This window comes from Phycisphaerae bacterium, assembly GCA_019636475.1.
In the GTDB taxonomy this organism is placed as follows: domain Bacteria; phylum Planctomycetota; class Phycisphaerae; order UBA1845; family UTPLA1; genus JADJRI01.
In genome coordinates, this window is sequence record JAHBXN010000002.1 from 167,070 (window position 1) to 191,963 (window position 24,894).

Sequence of the window (24,894 nt, forward strand, 5' to 3'; positions counted from 1 at the left end):
GCTACTCCGCGGAAGGCGGGGATTCGGTGGTCACTCCACGCGACTGTTCCAGTTGGTCTAGCGCGGCCTGCGCTTCACGGGCGTTCCGCTCCTCTCCCGGCGATGCACTCAGAATCTTCTGGCCCGCTCGGAGCTCCACCGCGGCCTCATCGCCGCGCCCCAACGAAGCCAGACATTGACCCAAGCGCGAATGATAAAGCCCGATATAGGCGTGTCCTTCAGGCAGGTAGGCCCGCGCAGCGTTCAATGCTTCTCGATGCAGGGGCTCGGCTTCGGCGTGCCTCCCCTGCCGGTCGCGCAGGGCACCGAGGTTGCTCGTGATGCTGACGCGCGTGGGATGGTCCTGTTCCAATGATCGATTCGCGATTTCATATGCTTCGGCCAGGAATTCCGACGCCTTGTCGGCATCCCCTTTCCGAGCGTGCAGCATGGCAAGATTGTTGAGCATCAATAGCGTGCTGGGGTGTTCACCGCCGTAGACCTTGCGCCGCGCATCCAGACAAGAGGATGACATCGCAATGGCATCATCCAATCGGTCGAGTCTGGCGTAAAGCTGTGCCAGATTTCCCATTGAAACCAGCGTGCTCGGATTGTCCGGACCGAAAACCCTCCGCGCCGCCTCCAAACCGCTTTTCAGAAGGGGCTCGGCCTCGTCGGCACGTCCTGTCTCCATCAGGATCATCGCGAGATTATTCATCGAATTCAGTGTATCGGGATGATCGGACCCGACCAGTTTCATAAGCCCCTCCGTTGCCCGACGACACAACGCCTCAGAATCGTCCCATCGTCCCAGCCTCGCGTAGAGCCAACCGAGGTTGCATTCGATCTCATGCACCTCAACATGACTCTCGCCGAGTCTCCGCCGGAGTGCTGCAAGGCCCTCGACAAATTCCCTTTCGGCGAGCTCAAATCGCCCGGCCTGTTCGTGAAGTCGGGCCATGCCGAGTCCAACGGAGATCGTCGCCTCGTGATCGGCCCCGAGTCGATCCCGGAATTGCCGGAGCGAAGCCGCGTAGTGCTGCTGGGCCTTGTCGTAATTCCCCTGCCCGAGGTAGGTCGCACCCAGTACGAGATGAATCTCTCCGGCAACGATCGGATCATCTCTGAACGACTCATCAATCAGCCCCGCCGCAGCGTCCATTGCCTGGGCGATCGTCGCGGAGGGACCAAGTCGCTCGGGTGATGCCGCCGCGAGCACCTCACCGCTGAAAAAATGATTCACTTCGGATTTGATTCTGCCCTGCCGTTCGGCTTCGAGCCGAGCGTCAATCGCCTGCTGCCGCGCTTCCTGAGCCTCAACACGTAGCGAGCGTTCCAGTTCCGTAATCGCACGTTCACGATGATACAACAACGCCAGGCTAATGGTCGTCGTAACGATCAGCAACAGCGTGAGGCCGACGACGGTCGCGGTGACGCGATGGCGATGCAACGCCTTTCGCATCAGATACCAACCGCTGTCTCGCTTTGCTTCGATCGGCTCTCCGCTGAGATACCGGCGAATTTCCCGTGCGAGCGCGCCGGCGTTTTCATACCGTCCATCCGGCTCTTTTCTGAGGCACTTTAGAATCATCTGATCGACGTCGTCATCGATCCGAGTCGCAATCAGGCTGGGGCGGCGCGGTTCCTCATTACAGATGTTTCGTACGGCGTCACTGAATTTGCCGGACACGTCGTAGGGAAACAGCCCGGTCACCAACTGATAAAACATGACCCCGAGCGAATAGACATCGGTGCGAAGGTCGATCGTTTCCGACCGTCCGCTGAATTGCTCCGGCGCCGCCCATGGCAGAGACCCGAGAAACTGCCCGGCGACCGTGATCGCAGCATCCTTCGTGTTCGCAAGCGTATCCTGTTCATCCACCTTGGCGAGTCCGAAGTCGAGCACGTGAGGCTCGCCGGCGGCATCGACACGCACATTGCCGGGCTTCAGATCGCGATGGATGATGCCGCGCAGGTGCGCCACGTTAACCGCGTCGCAGATCTTAACGAAAAGCTCAAGCCGGGCGCGAATCGACAGTTTCCGTTCACGAACGTATTCATCGAGCGGCCAACCATGGATGTAATCCATGACGAAGTAATGCAAGCCGGCCGCGACGCCGCTGTCATGGACCGTAACAATGTGCGGGTGTCGCAGCTGCGCCAGGATTCGAACCTCGCGAAAGAAACGGACGCGTTCATTCTCGCTCGCCAGATGGCCCGTGCGGAGCACCTTGATCGCCACATCGCGACCGGTCGCCTTCTGGACCGCGCGCATGACGATGCCCTGGCCGCCGCGACTGATCGTTTCGCCAAATTCGTATCCGGGCATGTCGGCCGAGAGCATTTCAACGAGCCTGGCTTCCGAATCCGATGGAACCGCGCGAGCCTCGGCACAAGCCGGCAAAGACGCGCGCGCCATTGCGGCAGCCGCCTCCAACCGCGCTGACTGGATCCACGCCAGGTGCTGATTGATCGAGGTATTCGTGCTGTCAGATCGGTCAGTCATGGTGCCATGGCCGAATTCATTCACCCTCTCATGCGACATACATATGACGGGAATCACGACCTGTCGCTGAAATACGGCGACGACGTACCGATGCGCTCGCGAAGTCGGTCATGCGCCCTGGCCCGCAGCATGTGAATTGCACCGGGCGACTTGCCCATCGCCGCCGCGACCTCAACGGCGGATCGGCCTTCGATATCACACATTCGGACGACGCGGCCATATCGCTCCGGCAATTCGTCAATCATGCGAATCACGTAGTCGCGGAGCTCCCGTCGCCCCACCGAGCGGCTCGGTGTCGCCGAACTGCCCCGGGCGAACTGGTCGTAGAGACCGATGAGCGATTCATCGGAGTCAGACGGTTGAAGGCGGTTCCTGGGAGGCGGCTGCTTCTGACGCTCGATTCCGCGAATCGCATCGCGGAGGTTGTTGTGAGCAATCTGACGAAGCCATGCTTCAAACGAATGCGGCCTTAACGCATCAAACGAGCCGATGCGAAGAAATGCCTCCATGTAGGTCACTTGCATGATGTCGGCTGGATCGATCAGGCTGCGATAGGGGTCGCCGACTTGAAGTGTGCGCTCCACCAGCGGACCGCAAATCCGAAGCAGCGCGGAGAGTGCGTCGGCATCTCCCGCCACAGCCGATCGGACGCGCTCGACGGAGATGTCAGTCGCGGTGTCATCCCGGGAGTCCATGCGCCTGCCATTATAGCGCGGCGCCGATTCCGGACAAAGTTTGGCGCCGCTCCGCGAATTGACGGCGCCGCCTCGCCCGCCGGAGAGCCTACTGCGGCGTGTAGATCAGGCGCGAGGGGTCATACCCTTTTTCGGGCATCCGGGAAATGATGCCGTCCAGAATGGCCTGGTCGAGCGTCGGCGTTCGGCTGAGGATCCAGAAAAACGATCGGCTCGGCTCACCGATGACCGCCCATTCGTAGTCGGGACTCAATTCCAGGATCCAGTAAGGCGCGCCGAACGGAGGAAAGAACACCACATTCAGTTTTGAATTGGTCTGTGGGTCGGCGATGGTCGCATAGCCCTCGATGGTTCGCGTGGGACCATCAAGCGTGCCTTCAATGCAGGTGTTCTTCACCGTGATCGATTGACTGTCTCGTATTGCGTACTCAGCCGTTACGCCGGCGCAGCCTTCTTCGAAGCCGTTTGGATATCGTGCGACTTCATACCAGGTTCCGACAAAACGACTCAAATCAACCTGCTCCACCACGTCCAGCGGTGGGAAGAACATCTCAAAATTGCAGCCGAACACCCCCGAGACACATGCCGCAGCCACGATGGCCTTGAGCGCCCCGCCGACTTTCCTGAGATCGATCATCGAACCGCCTCCTGACTTAGCCACACCCTGAATCACTCCTGAACATTGACCAGAATATTGTAGCCCACTATGAACGAAAAAACGTTCATTTCACCGGAATTGTGCCGTGCAGTTCGTAAGCTTGGTAATGGGTAAAAATGAGACCGGCCCGCAGTACGCGAGCCGGCCCACGAATTCACAAACTATTATCAAGAAGCGAGTTACGGATTGATCAAGCCGTCAACGAATGGCTGGATGTCCGCGCCATCAAGGCTGCCGCTCGCATCCTGGTCGAACATGCAGACGTAAATCGGATTCTGCACATCAAGCAGCACCTGGGAGACGAAGAGCGCGATGTTTGATGCATCAGGATCGCACTCATCGGGAATGCCGTTCAAGTTGCAATCCCGGCTCGTGCCAGCCACGATGTCCGTCGCATCCACCACCGAGTTGTTGTTGCAATCGTCGATCGATCCGGTGTAGACGGTCAGGAAGACGGCATAATCATCATCGTCCACATCGCCATCCTGATCAAAGTCGGAAATCGCGCACGCATCGTCCGGCGAATAAAAGTGGCCCGGGCCGGAGTAGCAGTCTGCGAACACATTGAGGTCGAAGCCATCAACGAGGTTGTTGCCGTCGTGATCGAATTCGCGCCGACCCAGTGAATCAAGGAACGCAATCAGGGCGTCCTTCTGCGCCGATGCGAGCGCATCAAACGCCGCCGAGGAAGCAGCACCCTCGCCGCCATGCTCTGCGATAGCCTGCACGACTCGCTGCGCGAACGATCCGCCACTGGCACGGCCGTCGTGGAGGAACTTGGTTCTGTGCCGCAGACCCCACAGGGGTGACGTTCGCATTTCGGTCACACCGGCGTCACCCTGCTGAATTCCATCGCCAAGCGTGCCCATGTCATGCAGGAGGAAATCGGAATACGGCTTGATGATCTTTCCGGACAACGCCGCTTCCGCCACCGTGCCGGTCGTGAACGAACTGACATGGCACTTGTTGCAGCCGATCGCGTTGAAGACCGTCTCGCCGCTCATGCCGAATCTCGGCGTCTGTGGCGGAGCCGCCAGCAGTCGCTGGAAGTCCGTGACACGATCAATAAAGTGCGGCGCGCCCGGCACTCCGCCTTCAGGGCCGTCTTCCGGATCCGGAATCGTGTCGCACTCCGCGATCGACGGCGGGAATATGCCGTTCGGATCGTTCTCCTCGGTGAGGAACCGGTTGGTCAGCCCCATTTCGTTCAACGATGCATCCGCCGAAAAAGTCAGGACCGTCGGCACCTGAGCCTTCCATCCGAAACGACCGACCCGCAGCGGAGCGCCTTCGCCATCCTCAAACGCGGGCACCATGTGCGCGCGTCCGGAAACGCCGGGCGGTGGATTGTCCGCGTGTGCCAGGATGTCGGCATCGGGAATCGCCTCGATCAATCCGATGCCGAAGTTCGGAGTGGTGAGCCGCAACGCGATGATATTCGCCTGCTCCGGAATGTTCTCGCGGCAGGCCTCGGAAAGGAATGACGCCTGGAGGAGTGATCCGCCGTAATCCGCCAGATCGTCGAATCCGCCCTTGTGAGCGAATCCGAACCGCGTCACGGTCGAGGTGCCCGATCCGCCAAGACCTCCCTGATTGTGACAGGCCCCGCAGGCGGATTGATTGAAAATGGGACCAAGGCCCTGGGACGTATCCAGGTTTGCATCGAACTTGGTCTGCCCCAGAAGGAACCGCTGCATGTCGCTGCCACCCAGGTTGGAAACCGGTTGACCGACCCACGGCTGAACCTGGGTCGCGCAGGTATCGTTGACCTCATCACACAACTCCGCGGGACAAGGGGGATCACCGGCGACGCACTCGCCATTCAGGCAGTGTTCAACGCCGTTACAGAACTGGCCATCGCTGCAGGCCAGGTCGTTGAGACAGGTGACACAGGCAGCCAGCTCATTGGAGCAGAGTTCGCCAGGACACGCTTCGAACGCCGCATAAGCGGGCAGAACCGTATCGAAGCGAGCCGTACCCGCGCCGGCAAGGCCGTCCACACTGGCAACGCCGAAGCCGATCGTATGCGGACCTGGACCGACGAGCGACTGAATATTGATGCTGAAATGAATCGGAGAATTCGCCGGCTGGGCATTTCGAATGGTGCCGTATGTGGCGACGTTGTCGAAGTTGGCGGGAATCACGTTGCCGAGTGTGCCGTCGTGATTAAGGCCGTAGTTGACGCCGTCGATGCTGATGAACGGTCGATCCCACGATTCGGTATCGCCGGAGGTGTACTGGAGAAGATCAAACTCAAAGTTCTGTCCGTTGAAGTCGATGGTCGCCTGGAAGGCATGGGCCAGACTGTCCAGCTGGCTCGTATTCGGTCCGACCACATTGAGCGCCGAGGGGAACGTGATGGTGCCACCCTGCGTTGTGAATGTCGTCCAGCCGGCTGCGCCATCAAAGCCGTTGTTCTGAACGCCGATGAAAGGCGAGGTGCCGACGCAGGCGTTATTGATGCAGAACTCCGGTCCATTGCAGAATGAGCCGTCGTCGCATTGGCCGTCGTTGGTACAGCCGACGCAGGAGTCTGTCTGCTCATCGCATACAAGCGGTTCATTGCACGGATCGGGGCCGTCCTGGCAGACGCCGTTGACGCAGACCTCCACGCCGTTGCAGAAGAATCCGTCTGAACAGGCCGCGTCGGATACACACTGAACGCAGATATCCTGATTTTCATCGCACGCCTGGCCGGGGCACGGCGTTTCGCCGGGCTGGCAGAAGCCGTCTCCACCGCAGATTTCTTCACCATTGCAGAATAATCCGTCGTCGCACTGCTCGTTGGTCGTGCAAGGCTCCGGACAGAGAATCCGCAGTACCTTGAAGTTATCAATGCCGGCTTCCGTGACCGAGGTGCCGGGGTCGGCCACGCTGAATCGAACCTGTACGGTCGCGGAAGGTGTGACATAGTCGCTCACGCGGAAAGAAACGACTTCCCAGAAATTCGCGGTCGAGAAAGTCTGATGAACGAAGACCCATCCCGATGTGCCGTTGTTGATCTCGGTCACAAGCGGATCGCGCTGTGCCGGATTCGCGGCATCGCTGCAGAAGAGCCATCGGGCATAGGACACAATCCCGTCACTGCCTTCGATGTTAAACGTCGGTGATGTCAGAATCGTCGGCCCGCCGTCCACGTCGCTGTTGCTGGAAGAACCGGAACCCGGGTACTGCTGGGTGATGTAGCACATTGTTTCATCAGCGGGCTGGCCGGCGTCATTTTCAGGCTGAGCGGGAGTCTGGCTGCCGTCAGGGAAGAACGTGCCGTTGGGATTGACGCGCTCCCACGCGCCGCCCGTCAGGCTCGGATGATTCGTGACGGTCCACGACGGATTGGGAGATTCAAAACGCTCATCGAGAATCGTCGTCGTGCCAAGCGAGGCCAGCGCGGAGTAACTCGTCGTCGGTGCGTTGCCCGGATCGGTAATCAACTGATTCGTGGTCGTCCGCGCGCTGAAGTAGAACCTCGCGGTCGAAGTGCAGGGTACCGCCGGCAGATTCGCCAGATAGACATTCGACTGAAGCTGAGTCATGGCCGTCTCAACAAACGGCCCTCCGTCAATCGAAACATATTGACGGCCGGTATTTCCCTGCGGCGTGGCGCCGACGCCGGCCACGCTGACTCGGAAGTTGGTCGGCTCATCCGGCACGAGCGTGCCCGGAAGACCGTCGGGATAGCTGAAGGTCAGATTCGTCGGCGGAACATTGATCCAGATGTTTGTGCCGGCGCAGTGGCCGACGATCAGATCGTTCCAACCGTCGCCGTTGAGATCGAACACTTCAATTTCGAAGGTGCCGTTGTGAGTCCAGGGTCGGCCGTTGTCCTGTTCCTGGAGCGTGACATTCGGCACATTCCCAAGGTTTCGGTAGATGTGCAATCGGCGACTGCATTGCTCCTCGATGTCCACGTCCTGGTCGGCAATCAGCGCATCGAGAAAGCCGTCGTTATTCAGATCCGCGAGGCGCTGATTCCCGCCGAATTCTCCATCCACGCCGGTGAATCGCTGTACGTCGAACGCGACAAACGTCGCCCGGCCATCCGGCCCGTTGCCTTGATTGAGCCAGTAGTGGTCCGCACCGTCGTCGGTCACGAGGATGTCGAGACGGTTGTCATTATTCAGGTCGCCCGTCGTGATGTGATAGGGCGCATTCTGATCGACAACCTGGTAATTCTGAAAAAAGCCGACATTCGCCGGATTGTTATACGAAATCGAGACATGGCGCGGCGCATTCAAGGCCGTATCGCGGACGACGTCCAACAGGCCGTCGCCGTTCATGTCGGCAAAATGTGCCGCGACACCAAACGCGGAGAGCAGCATGGTGCTGTTCATTCGAGTTTGATTTGAGTCAACGAAGAATCCGTTACCGTCGTTAATCAGCAGGCGATCGTTGACGTCGTTTGCGGGATTTTCCGGCGTACCGCCGCCGACGCCGCTGCTGTCGTAGTCACCAATGTAGATGTCAGGGCGCCCGTCGCCCGTCACATCTCCGACCGCCACGGAGCAAAGGCGCGGCGCGACTGCAAGGCCGCCGGGGATCGTGAAAAGTTGCGGAAACCGAGCCTCCTCATATCGAAAACCCTGCCAGACACCGGCAATGGCGCCTTTGTTCATATAAATGCGCGGATGGCTGATGGTCTTCGGAAGACCATCGCCCAGTGTCGAGACAGTGACGAAGTCCAGCCATCCGTCGCCATTGAAATCGCCCACCGCGACATCGCGGTCATTGGTCAGATCGAGGAAGCCCTGACCGCCGTCGGTGGCATCGGTTGCGAATTCGACGGTGCGATCAACGAGCACGCCGTTGATTGCATGCCCTTCGGCAATGCCCTCGTTCATCATGAGCACGTTTCGGCGTCGTCCGAGCGTGGTGTAGGGCTGCTTGCGGACAATGATGAGATCAATATCTCCGTCATTGTCGAAGTCACCCTTTGCGTAGTCCTTTTCGTTGGGATCAGTCTGAAAGAGCGTGGGATCGGCGATGACGGCGCGCGTCGCGGTCTCGTCGACAAAATTGACCCACCCCTGTCCCCAGGCCGTTGATGACGCGCAACAAATCAATATCCACGCTGCAAACGTGCAGTTTCGTCCCATGCCTATCACTCCCTCAATCTTTCTCAGCACAACGGGATTGACTGAACCGAACTCGCGGATTGAGCCGCTCCGCCGCGAGCACAGACTCGCCGGTCTGCCTTGGGGGCATCCCTTGAGCTTCGAGTATAACGGGGCCGCGTGCGAAAAGTCATCCCCGCCGATAATACATTTCAGGCCAATCCAAATTTTGCCGACCGGCTCGGTTTCACGGGCCGGAGCGGCAATAGCTGCCGAGCCCGACGGAATTTCCGGGTTTTGAATTGACAAACGATAGCGGTTTCCGCGATTCTGAGATAAATTCAGACGGCCGTCGAACTCCCGTCCCGCCCGACCGCGGGCTCGAATTACCCCATCGTATGGCCAGAAAATCGGATCAGAACGGCGCGTCCACGAGCCAGCGTCGATCAACAGGATCTGCCATGGTTCGGACTCGACAGATCGCATTCACACTGATCGAATTGCTTGTTGTCATCGCGATAATCGCGCTTCTGATCAGCATTCTGCTGCCTTCGCTCAGTGCCGCGCGCGAACGGGGGCGAGCCGTCGTCTGCTCGACCCAGCTTCGGGAGCTTTCCACAGCCGGCACCATGTACTCGAACGATTTCGGGATGTTCGCCCCCTGCATCGATAACTACACCGCCAGCAACTGGAATTCGAACCGCTACGGCCTCGATTGGCTCGGTATCGGTGATCAGTTTGGGGCATTCAACGCCGGAGACCCCTTGAACCCGTCGACCGGAAACCCGCAGGGCTTCGCCGCGGCTCCAAGATTCGGCCTGTTCTGGAGATACTATCAGAATGAAAAGCTCATCCTCTGCCCTTCGGATGTGGCAGGACCGTATGTGCCGAATCAGATGGTGTCGCCGGGAAATGGGAAATTCAGCTACACGATGGTCTCCATCATGGGCCTTCGTGTCCCCGAAAAGATTCCAGCAATTCCCGAATTCAAGTCCGAGCAGATTTCGCCGTCGCGGGCGCCCCTTCTTGTCGAAGAGCATCCGGACGGCATGAACAATCAGCACAAAGAGGGCAACTTCGGCGCCGGCATCGTTCCCAGTCCCGACGGTGGCGACAAACTCATCGCACGGCACGGACCGATGTCGCCACGATGGGGCATTCAGCCGAGCGGAGGCGCACCATCGAAATTCATGCAGGGCGTCTCGAATATCGGCTTTGCCGACGGCCACGCCGAGTCCGTCCGGCCCAACTTTGGTTTCGGCAAGACGCATTTATTGTCCGGCCTGGCCGGTCGCGACGGTTTGCCGAACAACATCACGGGGATGCTGTATTACTACGGTATCAACTTTGAACTACTGCGATTTGCAACACCGGAACCCTGATCGCGCATTCGAAAAATTCGGCCATCCCATGCGACTGGTCAAAATTGCTGCAACGCTGCTCCTGCTGATTGCCACGGGACCGGCGGTCGAAATGGCCGAAGCCCTCGACGGGACGACCGGCCAGACTTCCGCCACGACCACGGGTCCGGCCCGCGCGCCGACGTCGCAGCCCGCATCCGCAATGCCGAACGCCGAGCTGATGCACGCGCTCCGCTTGATCCGCGAGAAGCAGTTCGATCGAGCGCGGAGCAAGATTGAACCGCTGGTCGCGGCATATCCCGAATGGTCGCGCGCATGGCTCATGCTTGCGATGACCTATCACGAAGAACAGCGATACGGCATGGCCCGTCCGCTCTTTGCCAAAGCGCTGGCGCTGAATCCGAACGATCACAACGCCCGCCCATTCTACGGCTGGTGTCTTTACTATCTTGGGGCCGCCGATGAGGCGCGAGCGCAGTTCGAGGCTTTTCTGAAGGTGAATCCCCAGTATGCGGACGCGCACTTTGCGATCGGGCTGATCGAGTATGATGACGATAACCTCGACGAAGCGATGCGCCGCTTTAATCGCACGATCGAGATTGCAAAAATGAGCAAAGATCCCCGTACCGAAGGCAAGGCCCGGGCGCGATCGGCTGATGTCCATATTCGCCGAAACGAACTGACTCAAGCGCGCGACGAACTCGAATCAGCCGTCCGCCTCCGCCCGGATGCATACGAGGCGTATCACAAATTGTCGCGCGTCTATGAGCGACTTGGCAATCGGAGCAAGGCGGAGCAGGCCCGGCGAATGCATGACGAAATTCGCGAGCGAATGCACCCCACATCGCAGCCGATGGGCGGCGCACCTGAAACGAGGGATTGAATGTCCTGCCACTCCCATCGAGGTAGATCGAACCGCACGCCGTCTGGTGCCGCGGTTGCCGCGATTGCGGCGACATGCCTCGGCACATCGGCCATTGCACCGGCCTCGGACATGCGGTTCACGGATGTCACGAAAGCGAGCGGCATCGAATGGGTCATGACATGCGGAAGGCTCCCCGCGAGTGAGATACTCGAAGTCGACGGCGGCGGAGTCGCCTTCATCGACTTTGACAACGACGGCGATCTCGATCTCTTTTTCGCCAACGGCGCGACCATGAAGGATCCCGAAAACGGGCCCGGATCCCGCCTTTTCGCCAATCGAGGTGACGGCACATTCGAAGATGTCACAGAGAAACTCGGCATTCGCCTGACGCGATGGGCCATGGGCGCGGCTGTCGGGGACTTCGACGGCGATGGATGGGATGACATCTATGTGACATGTTACGGTCCCGATGTTCTCTTGCGCAACGAGTGCTTCCGCAAGGAGGGTCCGCGGTTCGTCGATGTGTCGGCCGAAGCCGGAATTTCGCGCGATCATCGCTGGGGCGCCAGCGCCGGATTCGGCGACATCGATGGTGACGGCGATCTGGATCTGTATGTCGCGAACTATCTCGAGTTTGATGTGAAAAATCCGCCGGCCCGCACCGAAAAAACCTTCAAGGGCGTTCCCGTGATGGCGGGACCCGCCGGACTCATCGCCGAGGACGACATTCTGTATGAGAACCTCGGCGGCGGTAAATTCCGCGACATCACCAAGGCGGCAGGCATCGTCGAGGAGCCGCCCGGCTACGGACTGGGCGTGCGATTATTCGATTTCGATTCGGACGGCAGGCTCGATATCTTCGTTGGCAACGATTCAAGCGGAAACTACCTGTTCCGGAATCTCGGCGAAAAAAAGTTCGAGGATATCGCCATACCCGCGGGCGTCTTTGCGAACCTCGAAGGAACGACCCAGGCTTCCATGGGCATCGGGCTGGCTGACGTGGACGGCAACGGGCACCCCGACCTCTTCACGACCAACTTTTCGAGCGATACCAACACGTTGTTCCTGAATCTGGGTGATGGCTTCTTTGATGATCGAACCGCACAATTCGGGCTGGGCCTGATCAGCCGTCCGTTTCTCTCCTGGGGATGCGGGTTCTTCGATTTCGATCACGACGGCGACGAGGATCTTTTCATTGCCAGCGGTCATGTCTATCCCGAGGCGGCGACGCAGAAAATCGATTCGGAATGGGCCCAGGACCTGCTCATGTTCGAGCGAAACGGCAAGCGCTTTCAACGCATCACGGACTGCGGCGAAATGTTCGCCCGCAAGTTCCACGGCCGGGCGACGGCATTCGGCGATATCGACGGCGATGGCGACATCGATATCGTCATGACCACGCTGAACGGCCCCGTTTACATCTTCCGAAACGACTCCAAGCCCCGAGACTGGCTCATCGTCGAACCGGATGGACCGAAAGGGAACCACCGTGGCTACGGGAGCATGGTGGAACTGCGTTCATCGGCCGGCACCCAGCGGCGGTGGATCACGGGCGGAGGCAGCTTCCAATCGACAGACGCGCCATCGGCGCATTTCGGACTGGGCGACTTCAAGCGCGCGGAAAACTGGACGGTCGTTGTTCGATTTCCGGATGGGAAGCTGGTTAATGCGGCGGTCGAAAAGCCGAATCGCCGAATGCGCATCGCCCATCCCTCGCGCGCCGGGAAATGAACCCCGGCGATGACCGGGCACCGCGCGCTCGGACCCACTTAGACATGCCGCACGACCTCTTCGGCGGGAAATCGAACCTTCGGCAGCTTCGCGTACTTGTCATCTGACGTGCGGTAGCCGGCGGCGCAGGCGACGACCGTCCTGAATCCGTCGGCCGGCAGTTGCAGCAAGTTATCATATTCCGCAGGCACGATGCCCTCCATCGGACATGTGTCCACGCCAAGCATCGCGGCGGATGTCATGAAATTTCCCAGGGCGATATAAGCCTGCAGCGCCGCCCACTGGCGAATCTCAAACCCGGGCGCCGGCGGAACGAGTGCGCCGATCAATATCCCGCGAAATCCCGCGAGCGAATCCACGGCCACGCCGCGAACTTCCGCGATTCGCGCGAGGTAATGATCCACATGCTCCGCCGACAGCGAATGACGCGCGGCGAACACCACGTAATGCGAGCATTCCGCCGGCTGCGTCTGGTTCCATGAATGCGGCACCAGGCTTTCCTTCATGGCCTGGTTGGTAACGACAACAAACCGCCACGGCTGCAAACCGAAGGACGAAGGAGTAAGCACGAGCGATTGCTCCAGAGCGCTCCAGACGTCGGGGGAGATTTTCTTCGAAGAATCAAACCGCTTGGTCGCATATCGCCACTTGAGTTGCTCTATCAGCACCTCGGGTGAAATGGGCCGCATGAAAATATTCCCTTTGCTTTCTCGGAGTTTTGGAAAAAGGTCTGTCAGACGCTCCAAATACTGGCCCCAGTGCGTCAATAGCGGGGCACGTTCGGATCGATCTCCGTGGACCACGCATCGATCCCGCCGGCCATACTCATCACGCGTCCGATGCCGGCTTCACGCAATATTGCCGCCGCCTGCACGCTTCGATGACCGTGGTGGCAATAGGTTACAACGGGCTGCCCCTGCGCCAATTGCCGAATCTCCTCGATGGCGGCTTGAAGGCGCGGCAGGGGAAACAGCAGTGACTTTTCAATTCGACAGTGCTCGTGTTCCTCCGGCTGACGCACGTCGACAAGCAGCATCGATTGGCCGGCGTCGAGCCGGTCTTTCACATCATGAACCGAAACTTCCCATGCGGGGTCGATATGTCGTCTCACGAGCGGAGTCTCCCATCTTGTTTCAAAAAACGTCGGGCAATTTCGCAGTGCATTCGGACACCCAGTGGGATCGCCTCATCCGCAAAATCGTAGTTTGCCTGATGCAGCGTCGGCTGCCCTTCCGGATCGCCGCGTCGAACCCCCAGACGCCAGAACGCCGCCGGAACGCGCTCCGCGTAATACGCAAAGTCCTCGCCACCCATGCTCGGACGCATCCGGTCGGCCACGCGAGACGTGCCGACGACTTCGCTCGCCACCTCTGACACGAGGGCGCAGGCGACTTCGTCGTTCACGAGCGCCGGATATCCCCATTGCACCTCCACCGATGCCCGGGCGCCGAAGGCGGCGGCAGTCTGCTCAACCAGTGATTTGAATCGCTCCACCGCGCTCTGCCGCACCGCCGCATCGAGGGTACGAATTGTTCCGCCCAATTCCGCGGTCGCCGGGATAATATTTCCGGCTGTGCCGGCTCGAATCGTCGCGACCGTCACGACGACGGCATCGAGTGGATCCACGTGGCGCGATGCAATCGACTGGACGGCAGTGACGACATGTGCCGCAACCAGAATCGGATCGACACCGCGATGCGGATAGGCGGCGTGCGCGCCTTGTCCGTGAATGGTCACGTGCCACGGATTGGTCGCCGCCATCGCCGGCCCGTGACACACTCCGACGCAACCGAGATCCAGATACGGCCAGCCGTGCAAGGCAAAGATGGCGTCCACACGTGGCGCGTCCAGAACGCCTGCCACGCAGAGCTTTTCTCCGCCGCCCCCACTTTCTTCGGCGGGCTGAAAGATGAATTTGACTTTCCCGGGCAATTCATCCGCAATTTCCGACAGAACCATCGCGGCTCCGACGAGGCAGGCCATGTGGCCATCGTGCCCGCAGGCGTGCATCTTTCCCGGTATTTTCGAGGTGTGTGCCGCGCCGGTCATTTCGTCAATCGGAAGCGCGTCCAGCTCGGCACGCAGCGCGATGCAGGGTCCCGGCTTGTCCGGGTTCAACGTCGCGACGACACCGGTCTTCGCCAGGCCGGTCTGAACGTGCAAGCCTCGAAGCCGACGCAAGACGGCCTCGACGCGTCGCGACGTCTCGAACTCCTCAAATGCCAACTCCGGATGAGCGTGAATCTCACGGCGCAGCGCGACCAGCTCGGGCGTAATGCGTTCGATGATTCGATGAACATCCGTCATGGCCGTGAAGAATACACGATCAGCCGGACCGCTCACAGCGACTGCACCACGGCTCCTCGCGGCAAGCCGGTGCCCAAGGGTTATGGACCCAATGTGGCGTTGCAGAAAATCGACGTGATTCAGCAGAATCAACGCCCGATGCGGTTTCAGGGCAACGCCCGATTTCGAGGCTCCGAGAATACGACGGGCCATGCGGCGATACGGCGCCTGCGACCTTGCCCAGCGCCTTGGCATCAAACTTGCTGATTTATCCGCTCAGCCCGGCGCGATCTGCTGACGCGGGCCGGTGGTTGGGGGGAGTGTACGATGCGACGAAACAGGAAGACTCGACATGCGAGGCGCGCGGCGACAGCGGTGGAACTGGCCGTGGTGGCGCCGCTGGTGATGCTGTTCATGTGCGGGGCAATCGAAACCGGCTATGCCTTCATGATCAAGCAGACGATCGGTCTTGCGACCAACCGGGCGGCCCGTGCGGCAACTCTGCCGGGAGCAACCTCGGACGATGTCATATCGATCGTCACCGAGGAAATGGAAAAGGCCGGCTTGAGCGGCTTTGATATCGCCACGAACATCGACGAACTCGGCCCGACGGAACGACAGGTGTGGGTCGAAGTGTCAATTCCATTGCACCGCGTGCTGTTCACCGGGAAGTTGCTTGGCGGCGAGAGCTTCGCCTTATCGGCAAAGAAGACCGCCAACCGCGAAATGTCTCCGGTCGCGACATCCTGGTGACGGCCGTTTCACCAGGCTGACCCCTCGTCCCGCCTCGGCGGGTCCGACCGCTTCCTAGCGGCAGGCCAACGCCAGCGACGCAGCGAGCCCGACGCGCGTCAGAGCGTGCGAACCGGCGTTTGAATCACGCGCGGCGACTGAATCCGGCAGAACCAACCGGCGCAAGCCCGATGAATCGACCGATGGACCGGTTGTTGGTGTCGGGTGTATGTCATTCTGCGTCGGCATGGTCTCAGCCTCGGTCTGCCTGAAAAGCAACTCCTCCGGCTGACTCAGCACAAGAATCGCGGCCCTTTCAAGATCGGCCTTGGAATGTCCTGATTCACACGCCTTCCATGCCGCTTCGGTTAACTGAATCGCAATTCCCTTGCCTGTGCTCTGATCGAAGAATGTCGTGAGCATGGCAGTACGATCGCATTTTGCGACGAGGAGCGTCAGCCGGCCAATCGAGGCGCCGGTCGCGCTCTGCACGCCATCTGCAATGAAGGTGTATGGATGCTCAAATGGCGTCCGATGCACAGCGAGAAGGCGCGGGCTTCCACGAGGCAATCCCAGCTCCGCCAATGCACGCCGTCCCATTCGAAATCCCAATGCGGCCCACGGGTCAATCTCACCATGAACCGCGACGATTGATCGAATGTCCGCGGCCATGTCACTTTCCGCAATTGCGCCCGGCGCCGCGCCTGATGTCTTCGGCTCCGAGGCGGTAGAAGGAATCAAATCTGGCGATCGTGTCGGCGTCGTCGCAGGCTCCGCCGAACCGCCGTCGACGCGAAACGTGAACGAGGCCCAGAAGCTCTCCCACGATTGTTCAGCCAACGGGTCGGCTTCGCGGATCAGATGCGCTTTGACAAACCAGAGTCCCGCGACCGGCAATTCCAATGACACGATGCCGGCATGATCTGTCTTCGTTCGAGCCGCATAGCCGTGGGCGCTGACGCCATCGTGTCCCGCCGACACGCTGACGCCGGGCCATGCGTGGCCGTCAAGCAGCACACGGAATTCCGCACGACCGCCGACACGCCAGGCCAACGGATTCGAGAGCGGCACGAACTCCAGGCGATGTCCGATCGGAAGCAGATATGACTCATCGGACGCTTCCGGCTCGCCGGCCGCGATCACCGTCTTTGCCATCTTGGTATACTGCTCGATGACATCCGATGCCGGTCGCCCCCGCTGCTGTCGAATCCGAATCGCGTCGTCAGCCGACTCATCCGCAAGGTACGCGTCAAAATTTCCGGCAGAAAGCGTAATCAACCTGGGCTTCAACGCGCACCCCATAACGGCATAGCCGGGCGTCGGCAGGAATGGGTTCGCGACGAGCGACATGTCTTCGACGTCATACTGATCAATCGCCGAGACACGCTTGCCTCGCAACATGGAAAACGACGCAATGCGATCCGTCCGGGTCGGCGCATCGCTGATCGGAAAAATTTCACCCGTTCGAAACGACAAGCGAACCGAGGTCCCCGGCATGACCCGCTCGCTGTCAGCAATCAACCACGAGTCATGCCCCCAGGCCATTCCCGGAATTGCCGGCACAAGACATAAGCAAAGCTTGACCACGAGAATCGGATTTCGCCCGAGCATCGCATGCCCTCCGTCATGAGACTCTGCCGAACGGACGCACGGCCGCTTGATGGCATCCATGTGAATGAGGCCCCCGTGTATACCCGATCATCCCCTCCGTGTCGCGGAGCCTGATCCGGTGACCCGAATCCCCGGTGCTTTGTCGCATCGTTCATGACCAGCGGGTGCGACGGGGTTCTAACTCTCTGTAAACCTGTATGTTGGCGAGCGATTGCCGCGCGCGATAAGTCGTCTACAATGCCCTGCTCACGTTAGACGCGCCTGCCGCCCATCGGGGCTCCAACGTGCCAACAAAGCAGTATAGGAAAGCAACTTCGATGCCCATTCATCCGACGGCAATTATCGACCGGCAAGCGGAAATCGACCCCACGGCCGAGATCGGCCCCTACGCCATAATCGAAGGTTCGGTGAAGATCGGCGCGGGGGCCCGGCTCTATCCCCACACCTATGTGTCGGGATGGACCGAGATTGGTGAACGTTGCGAGTTGCATCCCAACGCCGTCGTGGGTCACCTGCCGCAGGATTTTCATTTCAAGGGTGAGCGTTCCTATTGTCGAATCGGCTCCGGGACGATTATCCGCGAAAGCGCATCGATCCATCGCGGCACGCAGCCTGAATCCTGGACAATCGTTGGTGAGAACTGCTTCCTGCTCGCCTATTCGCACATTGGTCACAATTGCGAACTCGGCAACGGCGTCAAGATCTATAACAACAGTGCGCTGGCCGGTCACGTCATCGTGTACGACAACGCGATCATCAGCGCCTATTCGATGGTGCACCAGTTCGCCCGCATCGGTGATTATGTCATGATCGGAGGCGGATCACGAATCACAAAAGACATCCCGCCATACATGAAAGTCTGGGATGGCGGCCTGGTACGCGGCTACAACTCAATCGGCCTCAAGCGATCCGGACGGTTCTCGCAGGATGACGTCAACGAAGCCCGCACCGCGTACAAGATTCTGTTTCGATCCGGCCTTCCGGTGAGCAAGGCAATTGAACAATTCAGCGCGGTCGCCACGGGCCGCGTCGGAAAACGCATGCTCGAATTCGTGCGCGGCGAATCGAAGCTCGGCATCGTCGGCGGAGGCGACAGCGCGACTGAAGATATCGGCGAGGACGAATGAGCCGGCCGGACGTGACGATTAATGTCGGCCTGAATAATCCCTATCGGCGGCCGCTTCCACGGGACTGCGGAGAATCCTGATCCATGTCATTGCTGTCCAACTTGATCGGGCCACGTCAGGCGTTTGACGGCGGTCTCTTTCTCCCGGATCAGAAATCAATCATCGCCCGCCAGCCGATACAGACGCTCGCGCCGGATGGACCGCTCCGCGTGCCGCTTGCCGCCGCCGCAAACCTGCCGGTCGAATTGACGGTCCGCGTCGGGCAGCGCGTGATTGCCGGCGAACCGATTTCACGCGCCTTGACTGCCGACGCCTTGCCTGCACACGCGCCTGTCGCAGGCCACGTCACGGAAATCTCACGAACGTGGTCGCCCTTCGACGGCCAGGTCGCCGCCGCCGTCATCGAGCCGGACGGCACCGCGGATGCCATCTCGCCGAATCCCGACTGGGAGGATGAATCGCTGATCATCCATTTGGCCGAACGCGGTGTGATGTGCGAATTCCCGCGCATGCCGTTGCACCAGTACCTGCAACAGGCCGTCGCGACGGGCGTGACGGATCTGATCGTCAACGCGATGGAAACCGAGCCATTCGTGGCGACCGATCTTCGAACGATCGTCGAACAGCCCGGCCGAATCGTGGACGCGACCTGCGAACTCGCCGACGCTCTGGGCGTTCTCCGTGCGATCATCGCCGTTCCCTTTCGCCATCGACGAATCGTCCACCGCCTCAAGTCTGAGGCGGCTGATCGGATGGTTGAAATCGTTGCAATGGCCGATCCGTATCCGCAGTGTCACCCCCACCTGCTCGTCAAGGCGATTCTCCAACGCGAAATCCCACCCGGCATGAGCCCGCTGGACGAGCGTGCCGTCGTCCTGCCGCTGGCTGCCGTGCGTGCCGCGGCCGACGCAGTCATGGGCGGTCTCCCCGTGACCCATGCGGTGCTCACGGTCTCAGGCGATGCCATCGAGCAACCGGGCGTCTATCGCATTCCCGTCGGCACACCGATCGAGCGACTGGTGCATCGGCTCGGACTTCGTGGACCGATCGAACAAGCCGTCATGGGCGGCCCGCTCACAGGAATCCCCCTCGGGGATGCCCAAGCCGTCATCACCCGGGAATCCAACGCGCTGCTGTTGTTTCTCGAGCGCGAACTGGTCACACCGACCGATTGCATCCGCTGTGGCTGGTGCGTGGATGACTGTCCGGTCGGAATCGTCCCTCCGGACCTGATGCGACTCGACGTCGCCGCCGCCTGTACGAATGTTGAGCTGTCGCATCTCAAGGCGTGCATCGATTGCGGCCTTTGCACCTACGTCTGTCCGTCTCAGCTGCCGCTGGCCCAAGCGATTCGTCGAGCCCGAACTCGATTTGCCCGTCCTTCGGAAATGGTGGACACGACCGCGTGAGTACCAATCAACCATGGGTCAGAGGACCCCAGAGCCTGATGGGGTCGCCGCCACATCGGTCTGGCGGACACACTCACCGGCAGGTGGTGCGGGCCTGGTTGCTCGCGGCCGGCGTCGTCGGACTATGCGGAGTCACGCTATTTGGTGCGGCCGCCGCGCGGGTCATTCTGGCGTGCGTGTTCTCGGCGGTCGCGACCGATGCACTGATGGGGCTGCTTTCGCGATCGCCTTTTCAAGGCCGATCAGAACGGGCCGCACTCACTGGCATGCTCCTGGCACTGACCTTGCCGGCGACGACGCCGTGGGCTGTTGCCCTGTTCGGCTCGGTGGTTGCCGTATTGGTAGGTCAGGGCATCTTCCAGGGCCGGCTGATGCCGGCGCTGGTCGGCCGGGTTGTCACTCAATATGTCTTTTCAGGATACCTTTTCCTCGCAGGGACGCTGCTCTACTCACCCGTGCTTACGCCAGCCCACCTGTTTTTCGGGGATATCTCCGATGCCGAGCGAGTCGTGCACTATCAAGGCTGGTTTGAGTCGCAGGAATCCACGATCCACAACGCCTACGAACTTGAGCGCCCCGTGCAAATTCTCCGCAAATTCGCACACGCCAGGCTTCCTGCCGACGGCGATTTGATCTTCACGCCGATTCTTCGCGATCAACTTCCGCCCTGGCGAGATACGGTGTTCGGCGTCGTGCCGGGCGGAATCGGCGAAACCTGCATCATCGGATTGATCGTCGCTGGAATGTACCTCGTGCATCGCGGTTTTCTGAGGTGGCAGCTTCCGGTCACGCTCGTCGCAAGCGCCGCGTTCGCCCTCTCCATACTGCCCGTCGAGACCGCCGCCGGCTTTCGCTGGTTTCCGGTGTTGGAGATTGAGCAGAACCAGGCTGTCGGGCTCGCCTATATTCTCCACCACCTGACCGCCGGCCAGATCATGTTGACGGCATTCCTGCTCGCGGTGGATCCGATCTCCTCGCCGCTGCGCGTTCATGGCCAGATCATTTTCGCCGCGGGCATCGGGTTGATCGCCGCATTCATGCGTCTGTATGGCTCGCTTGACGGCGAGTGCTACTGGGCCGTCCTCCTGATGAATGCCTTTGTCGGGATGATTGACCGACAACTCCGGCGACCCGTTCTCGGAATTGCGGAAGAATAAGCCATCCGAATCGACCGGCGCGGCGATGCCGACGCTGCATTCACACTCCATCCGAAATCCGTGAGAAATCCCAACTGACCTGCTATCATTCAGCCTGGAAATCGGCACCGCCAGCGACCCGCCGGCTCGGAGTCTCATTATGGACCTGCCTGCCATTCTTCGTTTCGCACTCGCGAACGGCGCATCCGACGTGCATTTGCAATCGGGGTCGCCGCCCATCGTCCGAATCCAGGGACAAATGCGCGCGCTCGACGTCCCGGCACTTCAGTCAGACACGGCCCGACAGGTGATCGCCGACCTGATGCCCGCCGACCGTGTGATGAATCTCGACCGGAACCTGACCGATGGCGTCGATTTCTCATTTCAGGCCGACGGTATCGGGCGATTTCGTTGCAGCGCCTACAGCCACCTGGGGCGCCCGGGGCTGGTGATGCGCGTCATTCCGGCCGCCCCGCCGCAGCTCAGCGCACTGAATTTGCCGGAAGTGCTGGAAGAAATCGCACTTGAAGATCGCGGCATGACGCTGATCACCGGGACAACCGGCAGCGGAAAGAGCACGACACTTGCCGCGATGATCGACCTCATCAACTCGGCACGCAGCAAAAAAATCGTCACCATCGAAGACCCTGTTGAGTTCATTTATCAAAACCGCCGATCGCTCATTTCGCAGCTCGAAGTGGGGCATGACACGCCGTCGTTCCAGCAGGGCCTTCGCCAGGCGCTGCGCCAGGACCCTGACGTCATCGTCATCGGCGAACTTCGCGATCTCGAGACGCTGCGAATCGCCTTGCAGGCCGCCGATACCGGCCATCAGGTGTTCGCCACCGTTCACAGCTCGAATACATGGCAGACCATCGAGCGCATCATTGCGATGTTCCCCCCCGCCGAGCACCGGCTGCTGCTGTCACAACTCGCGAAATCGATCGAAGCGATCATCTCCCAGCGATTGGTCACGTCAAAGGACGGACCGCGCATTCCGGCCGTTGAGATTCTCCGAGGCTCGCCCGTGACCGAGAAGTACCTCCTCGAGAACAGGCTTTCGGAACTAAGCGATTATCTCGCGAGCGGCGAATCCGGCATGCAGACCTTTGATCAACATCTGCTGGAGCTTTACAACACAAAGCGAATCACCGGTACACAGGCGATGCAGTGGAGCAGCAATACCGAGGCGATGTCACTTGCAATGCGCGGAATCCGCCGAGTCGGCGGTGGAAGGATGACTGCGCAGAAATAGCCGGCATTCGGCTGCGTGCGCTCCGCCAGAAGGACGGCGGCTCGCATCCCTGCTACCCCCGAACCGCCCAGCTCAGGATTTGTCCCATCTTCGGCGGTTTACCCTGCATCAGAATTCCCACACGGAACACCCTTCCCGCGGCCCAGACGCAAATGACGGTAACCAGCGCGCACCCCGCCAGCGCAGCCGGCGCCTGCCACAACGGAACCGGCACCTCCATCGATTGACGCATGGTCATGATCATCGGTGACGTAAGTGGGAACAGTGACAATGCCGTGGCAATCCCGCCGCCCGGATCGCGGATAATCGGCACGAGAAAGAACATCGGAATGATCATCGGGAACATGACCGGCATAATCAGGCTCTGCGCCTCCTTCACGTCATTACAGCATGCCCCGGCAGCCAGGAACATCGAGCCGTACATGAAGATGGCCAACGCAAGGAAGAACACGAACCAGCCCACCAGAACCGGACTGACCATGTCCATCTTGCCGTAGTACGCTGCGACGGCGATCCCGCCGGCGGCATAGATGCCCAGCAGCGTCAACGCGACGAAGGCATGACCGATGAGCTTGCCCATCATCAGATCGAACGGCCGGAGCGAACCAAGCAGCACCTCGCTGATGCGCTGCATTTTTTCCTCGAGCACGCCATGCAACAGCGGCTGCACGGCGATCATGAGCAGCATCCACATCATCATCATGACGAAAAAGGGCACAAGGAACCCCGCCGCGGCGCTGGTGGCCTCGCCGCCCTTCACCTCGCCGGTTTGCGAACGTGAAAGCAACCCGAAAGAATCCAGCCTGACCGGCGCCAGCGCGCGCATCACGGTTTCCAAATCCATGCCCGAACGAGCAAAACGAGCCGCCCGGACCCGATCCCCGATAACCTCGCTCAACCACTCCGGCAACTCGCGATACGTTTCCCGATTGGAGTAATAGCGGATCGCGCCTCCCTCGCTCTGCGGCTGTATCGAAGCCGCTGTCGCACTTCCGGCCGCGGAGGCAGCTGTTGTTTCAGAAGGCATTCCCGGCTCCGCGGGAGCGACAGCAGCCTCCCTCGGATCAAGAATCCCACGATTGATCTCCACGAACGCAAACAACTCTCCGGACCGGACCCGGTCCGAGAGTTCCAGCAACTGCCCCTGTCGATCCGCCTCGTTCGGCGGAATCTCCACCATCTCGTAGCTCGGTTCCATTTGCCTGCCGGTTTCGGAATCGAAGATGTCATGCTTGTTGCGCCATTCGGCGGCATCGTGCAGCGGGACAAACAGACTTCCGGTCCGATCAATCACGGCCACGCGCTTGACGCTTGCATCGCCGCGCTTCGCCACCAGCGTCTGCACGAGCACACTGCCCGACATGAACACCGGCATGAGAATCACGCCGACGATGAAGCCCTTGCTCCGCACGTTGGTGCGATACTCGCGCATCGCGACCGCCCAGGTCTTTCGCATGGTCACACTCCACCGCTGCTTGCCGGCTGAAATTTGATTCTTGCCGCCCCATCGGGCTCCGGTTCCGCCGCCGGGCCTGCGATTCGAACGAAGATATCATGCAGCGTCGGCGTGGCGATCTCGAAATGGCTCACCCGAGTTCGAGCAACCAGCGCGGCGAGCACCGCTTGCGAATCAGAACCCTGCGACATGCGCAATTCCTGTAGCTGGCCGTAGTTGTTCACACGCTCCACGCCGGGCAGTTGCTCGAAATCCACGCCGTTGCCTTCGCACCGCACGCGCACGGTGTCGCGCCCGAATCGCTCCTGTATCGACAAGAGCGTTCCATCCAGCACCTTGCGGCCCTTGTAAATCATGAAGATGAAATCGCACATCTTCTCGGCCACTTCCATGTCATGCGTCGAGAAGATGATCGTCGCACCGCGGCGTCGCTGCTCGAGGATCACGTCCTTGACGACTTCCATATTGACCGGATCCAGTCCCGAAAACGGCTCATCCAGAATCAGCAGCTCCGGCTCGTGAAGAATCGTCGTCAGGAACTGAACCTTTTGAGCCATGCCCTTCGACAACGACTCAACCGGTTTGGGCCCCACACCGGGAAGATCGATTCGATTCAGCCATCCGTCTATTTCAGCGTTGTTGACGCGCCGGCCCTTCAGCTCCGCGTAGAATTTCAGAAGATCATGGACCTTCATCTTGCGATACAGTCCGCGCTCCTCGGGCAGATAGCCCACCCGATCCGACGCCGCGCCGCCGCTCGTCGCGTCTTCGCCCAGCACCTCGATACGACCGCTGTCGGGATGGTAGATCCGCATGATCATGCGAAGCGTCGTGGACTTGCCGGAACCGTTCGGCCCGATGAACCCGTAAACCACGCCGCGAGGAACCATCAACGAAAGCTGGTTCACCGCGACCGTCGCGCCGAACGTCTTGGTCACGTCCGCGATGGATACTGCACTACTCATTCCGAATACTCCGACCGCCGATTGCGCCATGTCTCTTCAACAGAAGATTCGCGCCGGCTCCCACTCATGCA

General features: G+C 60.2%; 18 protein-coding genes. 8 read left to right on the forward strand and 10 right to left on the reverse strand.

Features of this window, described 5'->3' with window-relative positions:
* Position 1: 1 nt before the first annotated feature.
* The 4 genes from KF841_03810 to KF841_03825 form a co-directional block, all read right to left on the reverse strand.
* Positions 2 to 2,485 carry a serine/threonine protein kinase gene (locus KF841_03810; protein ID MBX3394474.1) on the reverse strand — a complete coding sequence of 828 codons (2,484 nt, stop codon included), beginning with the start codon at positions 2,483 to 2,485 and terminating at the stop codon, positions 2 to 4.
* A gap of 53 nt (positions 2,486 to 2,538) precedes the next feature.
* Positions 2,539 to 3,180: a sigma-70 family RNA polymerase sigma factor gene (locus KF841_03815; protein ID MBX3394475.1), complete on the reverse strand. Its 642-nt coding sequence runs from the start codon at positions 3,178 to 3,180 to the stop codon at positions 2,539 to 2,541.
* Positions 3,181 to 3,268: 88 nt separating this feature from the next.
* Positions 3,269 to 3,817, reverse strand: a complete 549-nt coding sequence (locus tag KF841_03820) for a lipocalin family protein (protein MBX3394476.1) — start codon at positions 3,815 to 3,817, stop codon at positions 3,269 to 3,271.
* Positions 3,818 to 4,017: 200 nt separating this feature from the next.
* The gene (locus tag KF841_03825) at positions 4,018 to 8,931 is read right to left on the reverse strand and encodes a VCBS repeat-containing protein (GenBank protein ID MBX3394477.1); all 4,914 of its coding nucleotides are present in this window, start codon (positions 8,929 to 8,931) and stop codon (positions 4,018 to 4,020) included.
* Between the two features lie 419 nt (positions 8,932 to 9,350).
* Here KF841_03825 and KF841_03830 point away from each other — a divergent pair, with 419 nt between their 5' ends.
* The 3 genes from KF841_03830 to KF841_03840 are packed head-to-tail and all read left to right on the forward strand — an operon-like array spanning position 9,351 to position 12,846.
* Positions 9,351 to 10,271 carry a prepilin-type N-terminal cleavage/methylation domain-containing protein gene (locus KF841_03830; protein ID MBX3394478.1) on the forward strand — a complete coding sequence of 307 codons (921 nt, stop codon included), beginning with the start codon at positions 9,351 to 9,353 and terminating at the stop codon, positions 10,269 to 10,271.
* A gap of 28 nt (positions 10,272 to 10,299) precedes the next feature.
* Positions 10,300 to 11,133: a tetratricopeptide repeat protein gene (locus KF841_03835; protein ID MBX3394479.1), complete on the forward strand. Its 834-nt coding sequence runs from the start codon at positions 10,300 to 10,302 to the stop codon at positions 11,131 to 11,133.
* On the forward strand, positions 11,134 to 12,846 hold the full coding sequence (locus tag KF841_03840) for a CRTAC1 family protein (protein MBX3394480.1): 1,713 nt from the start codon (positions 11,134 to 11,136) through the stop codon (positions 12,844 to 12,846).
* 38 nt (positions 12,847 to 12,884) lie between these two features.
* On the opposite strand, the gene KF841_03845 is transcribed toward KF841_03840, so the two are convergent.
* From KF841_03845 to KF841_03855, 3 genes are all read right to left on the reverse strand, one after another.
* Positions 12,885 to 13,535: an NAD(P)H-dependent oxidoreductase gene (locus KF841_03845; GenBank protein ID MBX3394481.1), complete on the reverse strand. Its 651-nt coding sequence runs from the start codon at positions 13,533 to 13,535 to the stop codon at positions 12,885 to 12,887.
* A 74-nt stretch (positions 13,536 to 13,609) separates the two neighbouring features.
* On the reverse strand, positions 13,610 to 13,882 hold the full coding sequence (locus KF841_03850; GenBank protein ID MBX3394482.1) for a rhodanese-like domain-containing protein: 273 nt from the start codon (positions 13,880 to 13,882) through the stop codon (positions 13,610 to 13,612).
* 71 nt (positions 13,883 to 13,953) lie between these two features.
* Entirely contained in the window at positions 13,954 to 15,189 is a 1,236-nt protein-coding gene (locus KF841_03855) for an amidohydrolase (protein MBX3394483.1), read from the reverse strand.
* A 270-nt stretch (positions 15,190 to 15,459) separates the two neighbouring features.
* Here KF841_03855 and KF841_03860 point away from each other — a divergent pair, with 270 nt between their 5' ends.
* On the forward strand, positions 15,460 to 15,885 hold the full coding sequence (locus KF841_03860) for a pilus assembly protein (protein MBX3394484.1): 426 nt from the start codon (positions 15,460 to 15,462) through the stop codon (positions 15,883 to 15,885).
* 54 nt (positions 15,886 to 15,939) lie between these two features.
* On the opposite strand, the gene KF841_03865 is transcribed toward KF841_03860, so the two are convergent.
* Positions 15,940 to 17,475 (reverse strand): DUF4198 domain-containing protein, encoded by a 1,536-nt coding sequence (locus KF841_03865; protein MBX3394485.1) that lies wholly within the window; start codon positions 17,473 to 17,475, stop codon positions 15,940 to 15,942.
* A gap of 317 nt (positions 17,476 to 17,792) precedes the next feature.
* On the opposite strand from KF841_03865, the gene lpxA reads away from it, so the two are divergent.
* The 4 genes from lpxA to KF841_03885 all read left to right on the forward strand — a co-directional run bounded on the left by lpxA (position 17,793) and on the right by KF841_03885 (position 22,402).
* Positions 17,793 to 18,602 carry an acyl-ACP--UDP-N-acetylglucosamine O-acyltransferase gene (gene lpxA / locus KF841_03870; protein ID MBX3394486.1) on the forward strand — a complete coding sequence of 270 codons (810 nt, stop codon included), beginning with the start codon at positions 17,793 to 17,795 and terminating at the stop codon, positions 18,600 to 18,602.
* A gap of 83 nt (positions 18,603 to 18,685) precedes the next feature.
* Positions 18,686 to 20,011 carry an RnfABCDGE type electron transport complex subunit C gene (locus tag KF841_03875; GenBank protein ID MBX3394487.1) on the forward strand — a complete coding sequence of 442 codons (1,326 nt, stop codon included), beginning with the start codon at positions 18,686 to 18,688 and terminating at the stop codon, positions 20,009 to 20,011.
* Positions 20,012 to 20,049: 38 nt separating this feature from the next.
* Positions 20,050 to 21,168, forward strand: a complete 1,119-nt coding sequence (locus tag KF841_03880; protein MBX3394488.1) for an RnfABCDGE type electron transport complex subunit D — start codon at positions 20,050 to 20,052, stop codon at positions 21,166 to 21,168.
* A 139-nt stretch (positions 21,169 to 21,307) separates the two neighbouring features.
* Positions 21,308 to 22,402: a PilT/PilU family type 4a pilus ATPase gene (locus KF841_03885; protein MBX3394489.1), complete on the forward strand. Its 1,095-nt coding sequence runs from the start codon at positions 21,308 to 21,310 to the stop codon at positions 22,400 to 22,402.
* Between the two features lie 52 nt (positions 22,403 to 22,454).
* On the opposite strand, the gene KF841_03890 is transcribed toward KF841_03885, so the two are convergent.
* Positions 22,455 to 23,858, reverse strand: a complete 1,404-nt coding sequence (locus KF841_03890; protein MBX3394490.1) for an ABC transporter permease — start codon at positions 23,856 to 23,858, stop codon at positions 22,455 to 22,457.
* A 2-nt stretch (positions 23,859 to 23,860) separates the two neighbouring features.
* Entirely contained in the window at positions 23,861 to 24,823 is a 963-nt protein-coding gene (locus KF841_03895) for an ATP-binding cassette domain-containing protein (protein MBX3394491.1), read from the reverse strand.
* Positions 24,824 to 24,894 lie beyond the last annotated feature (71 nt).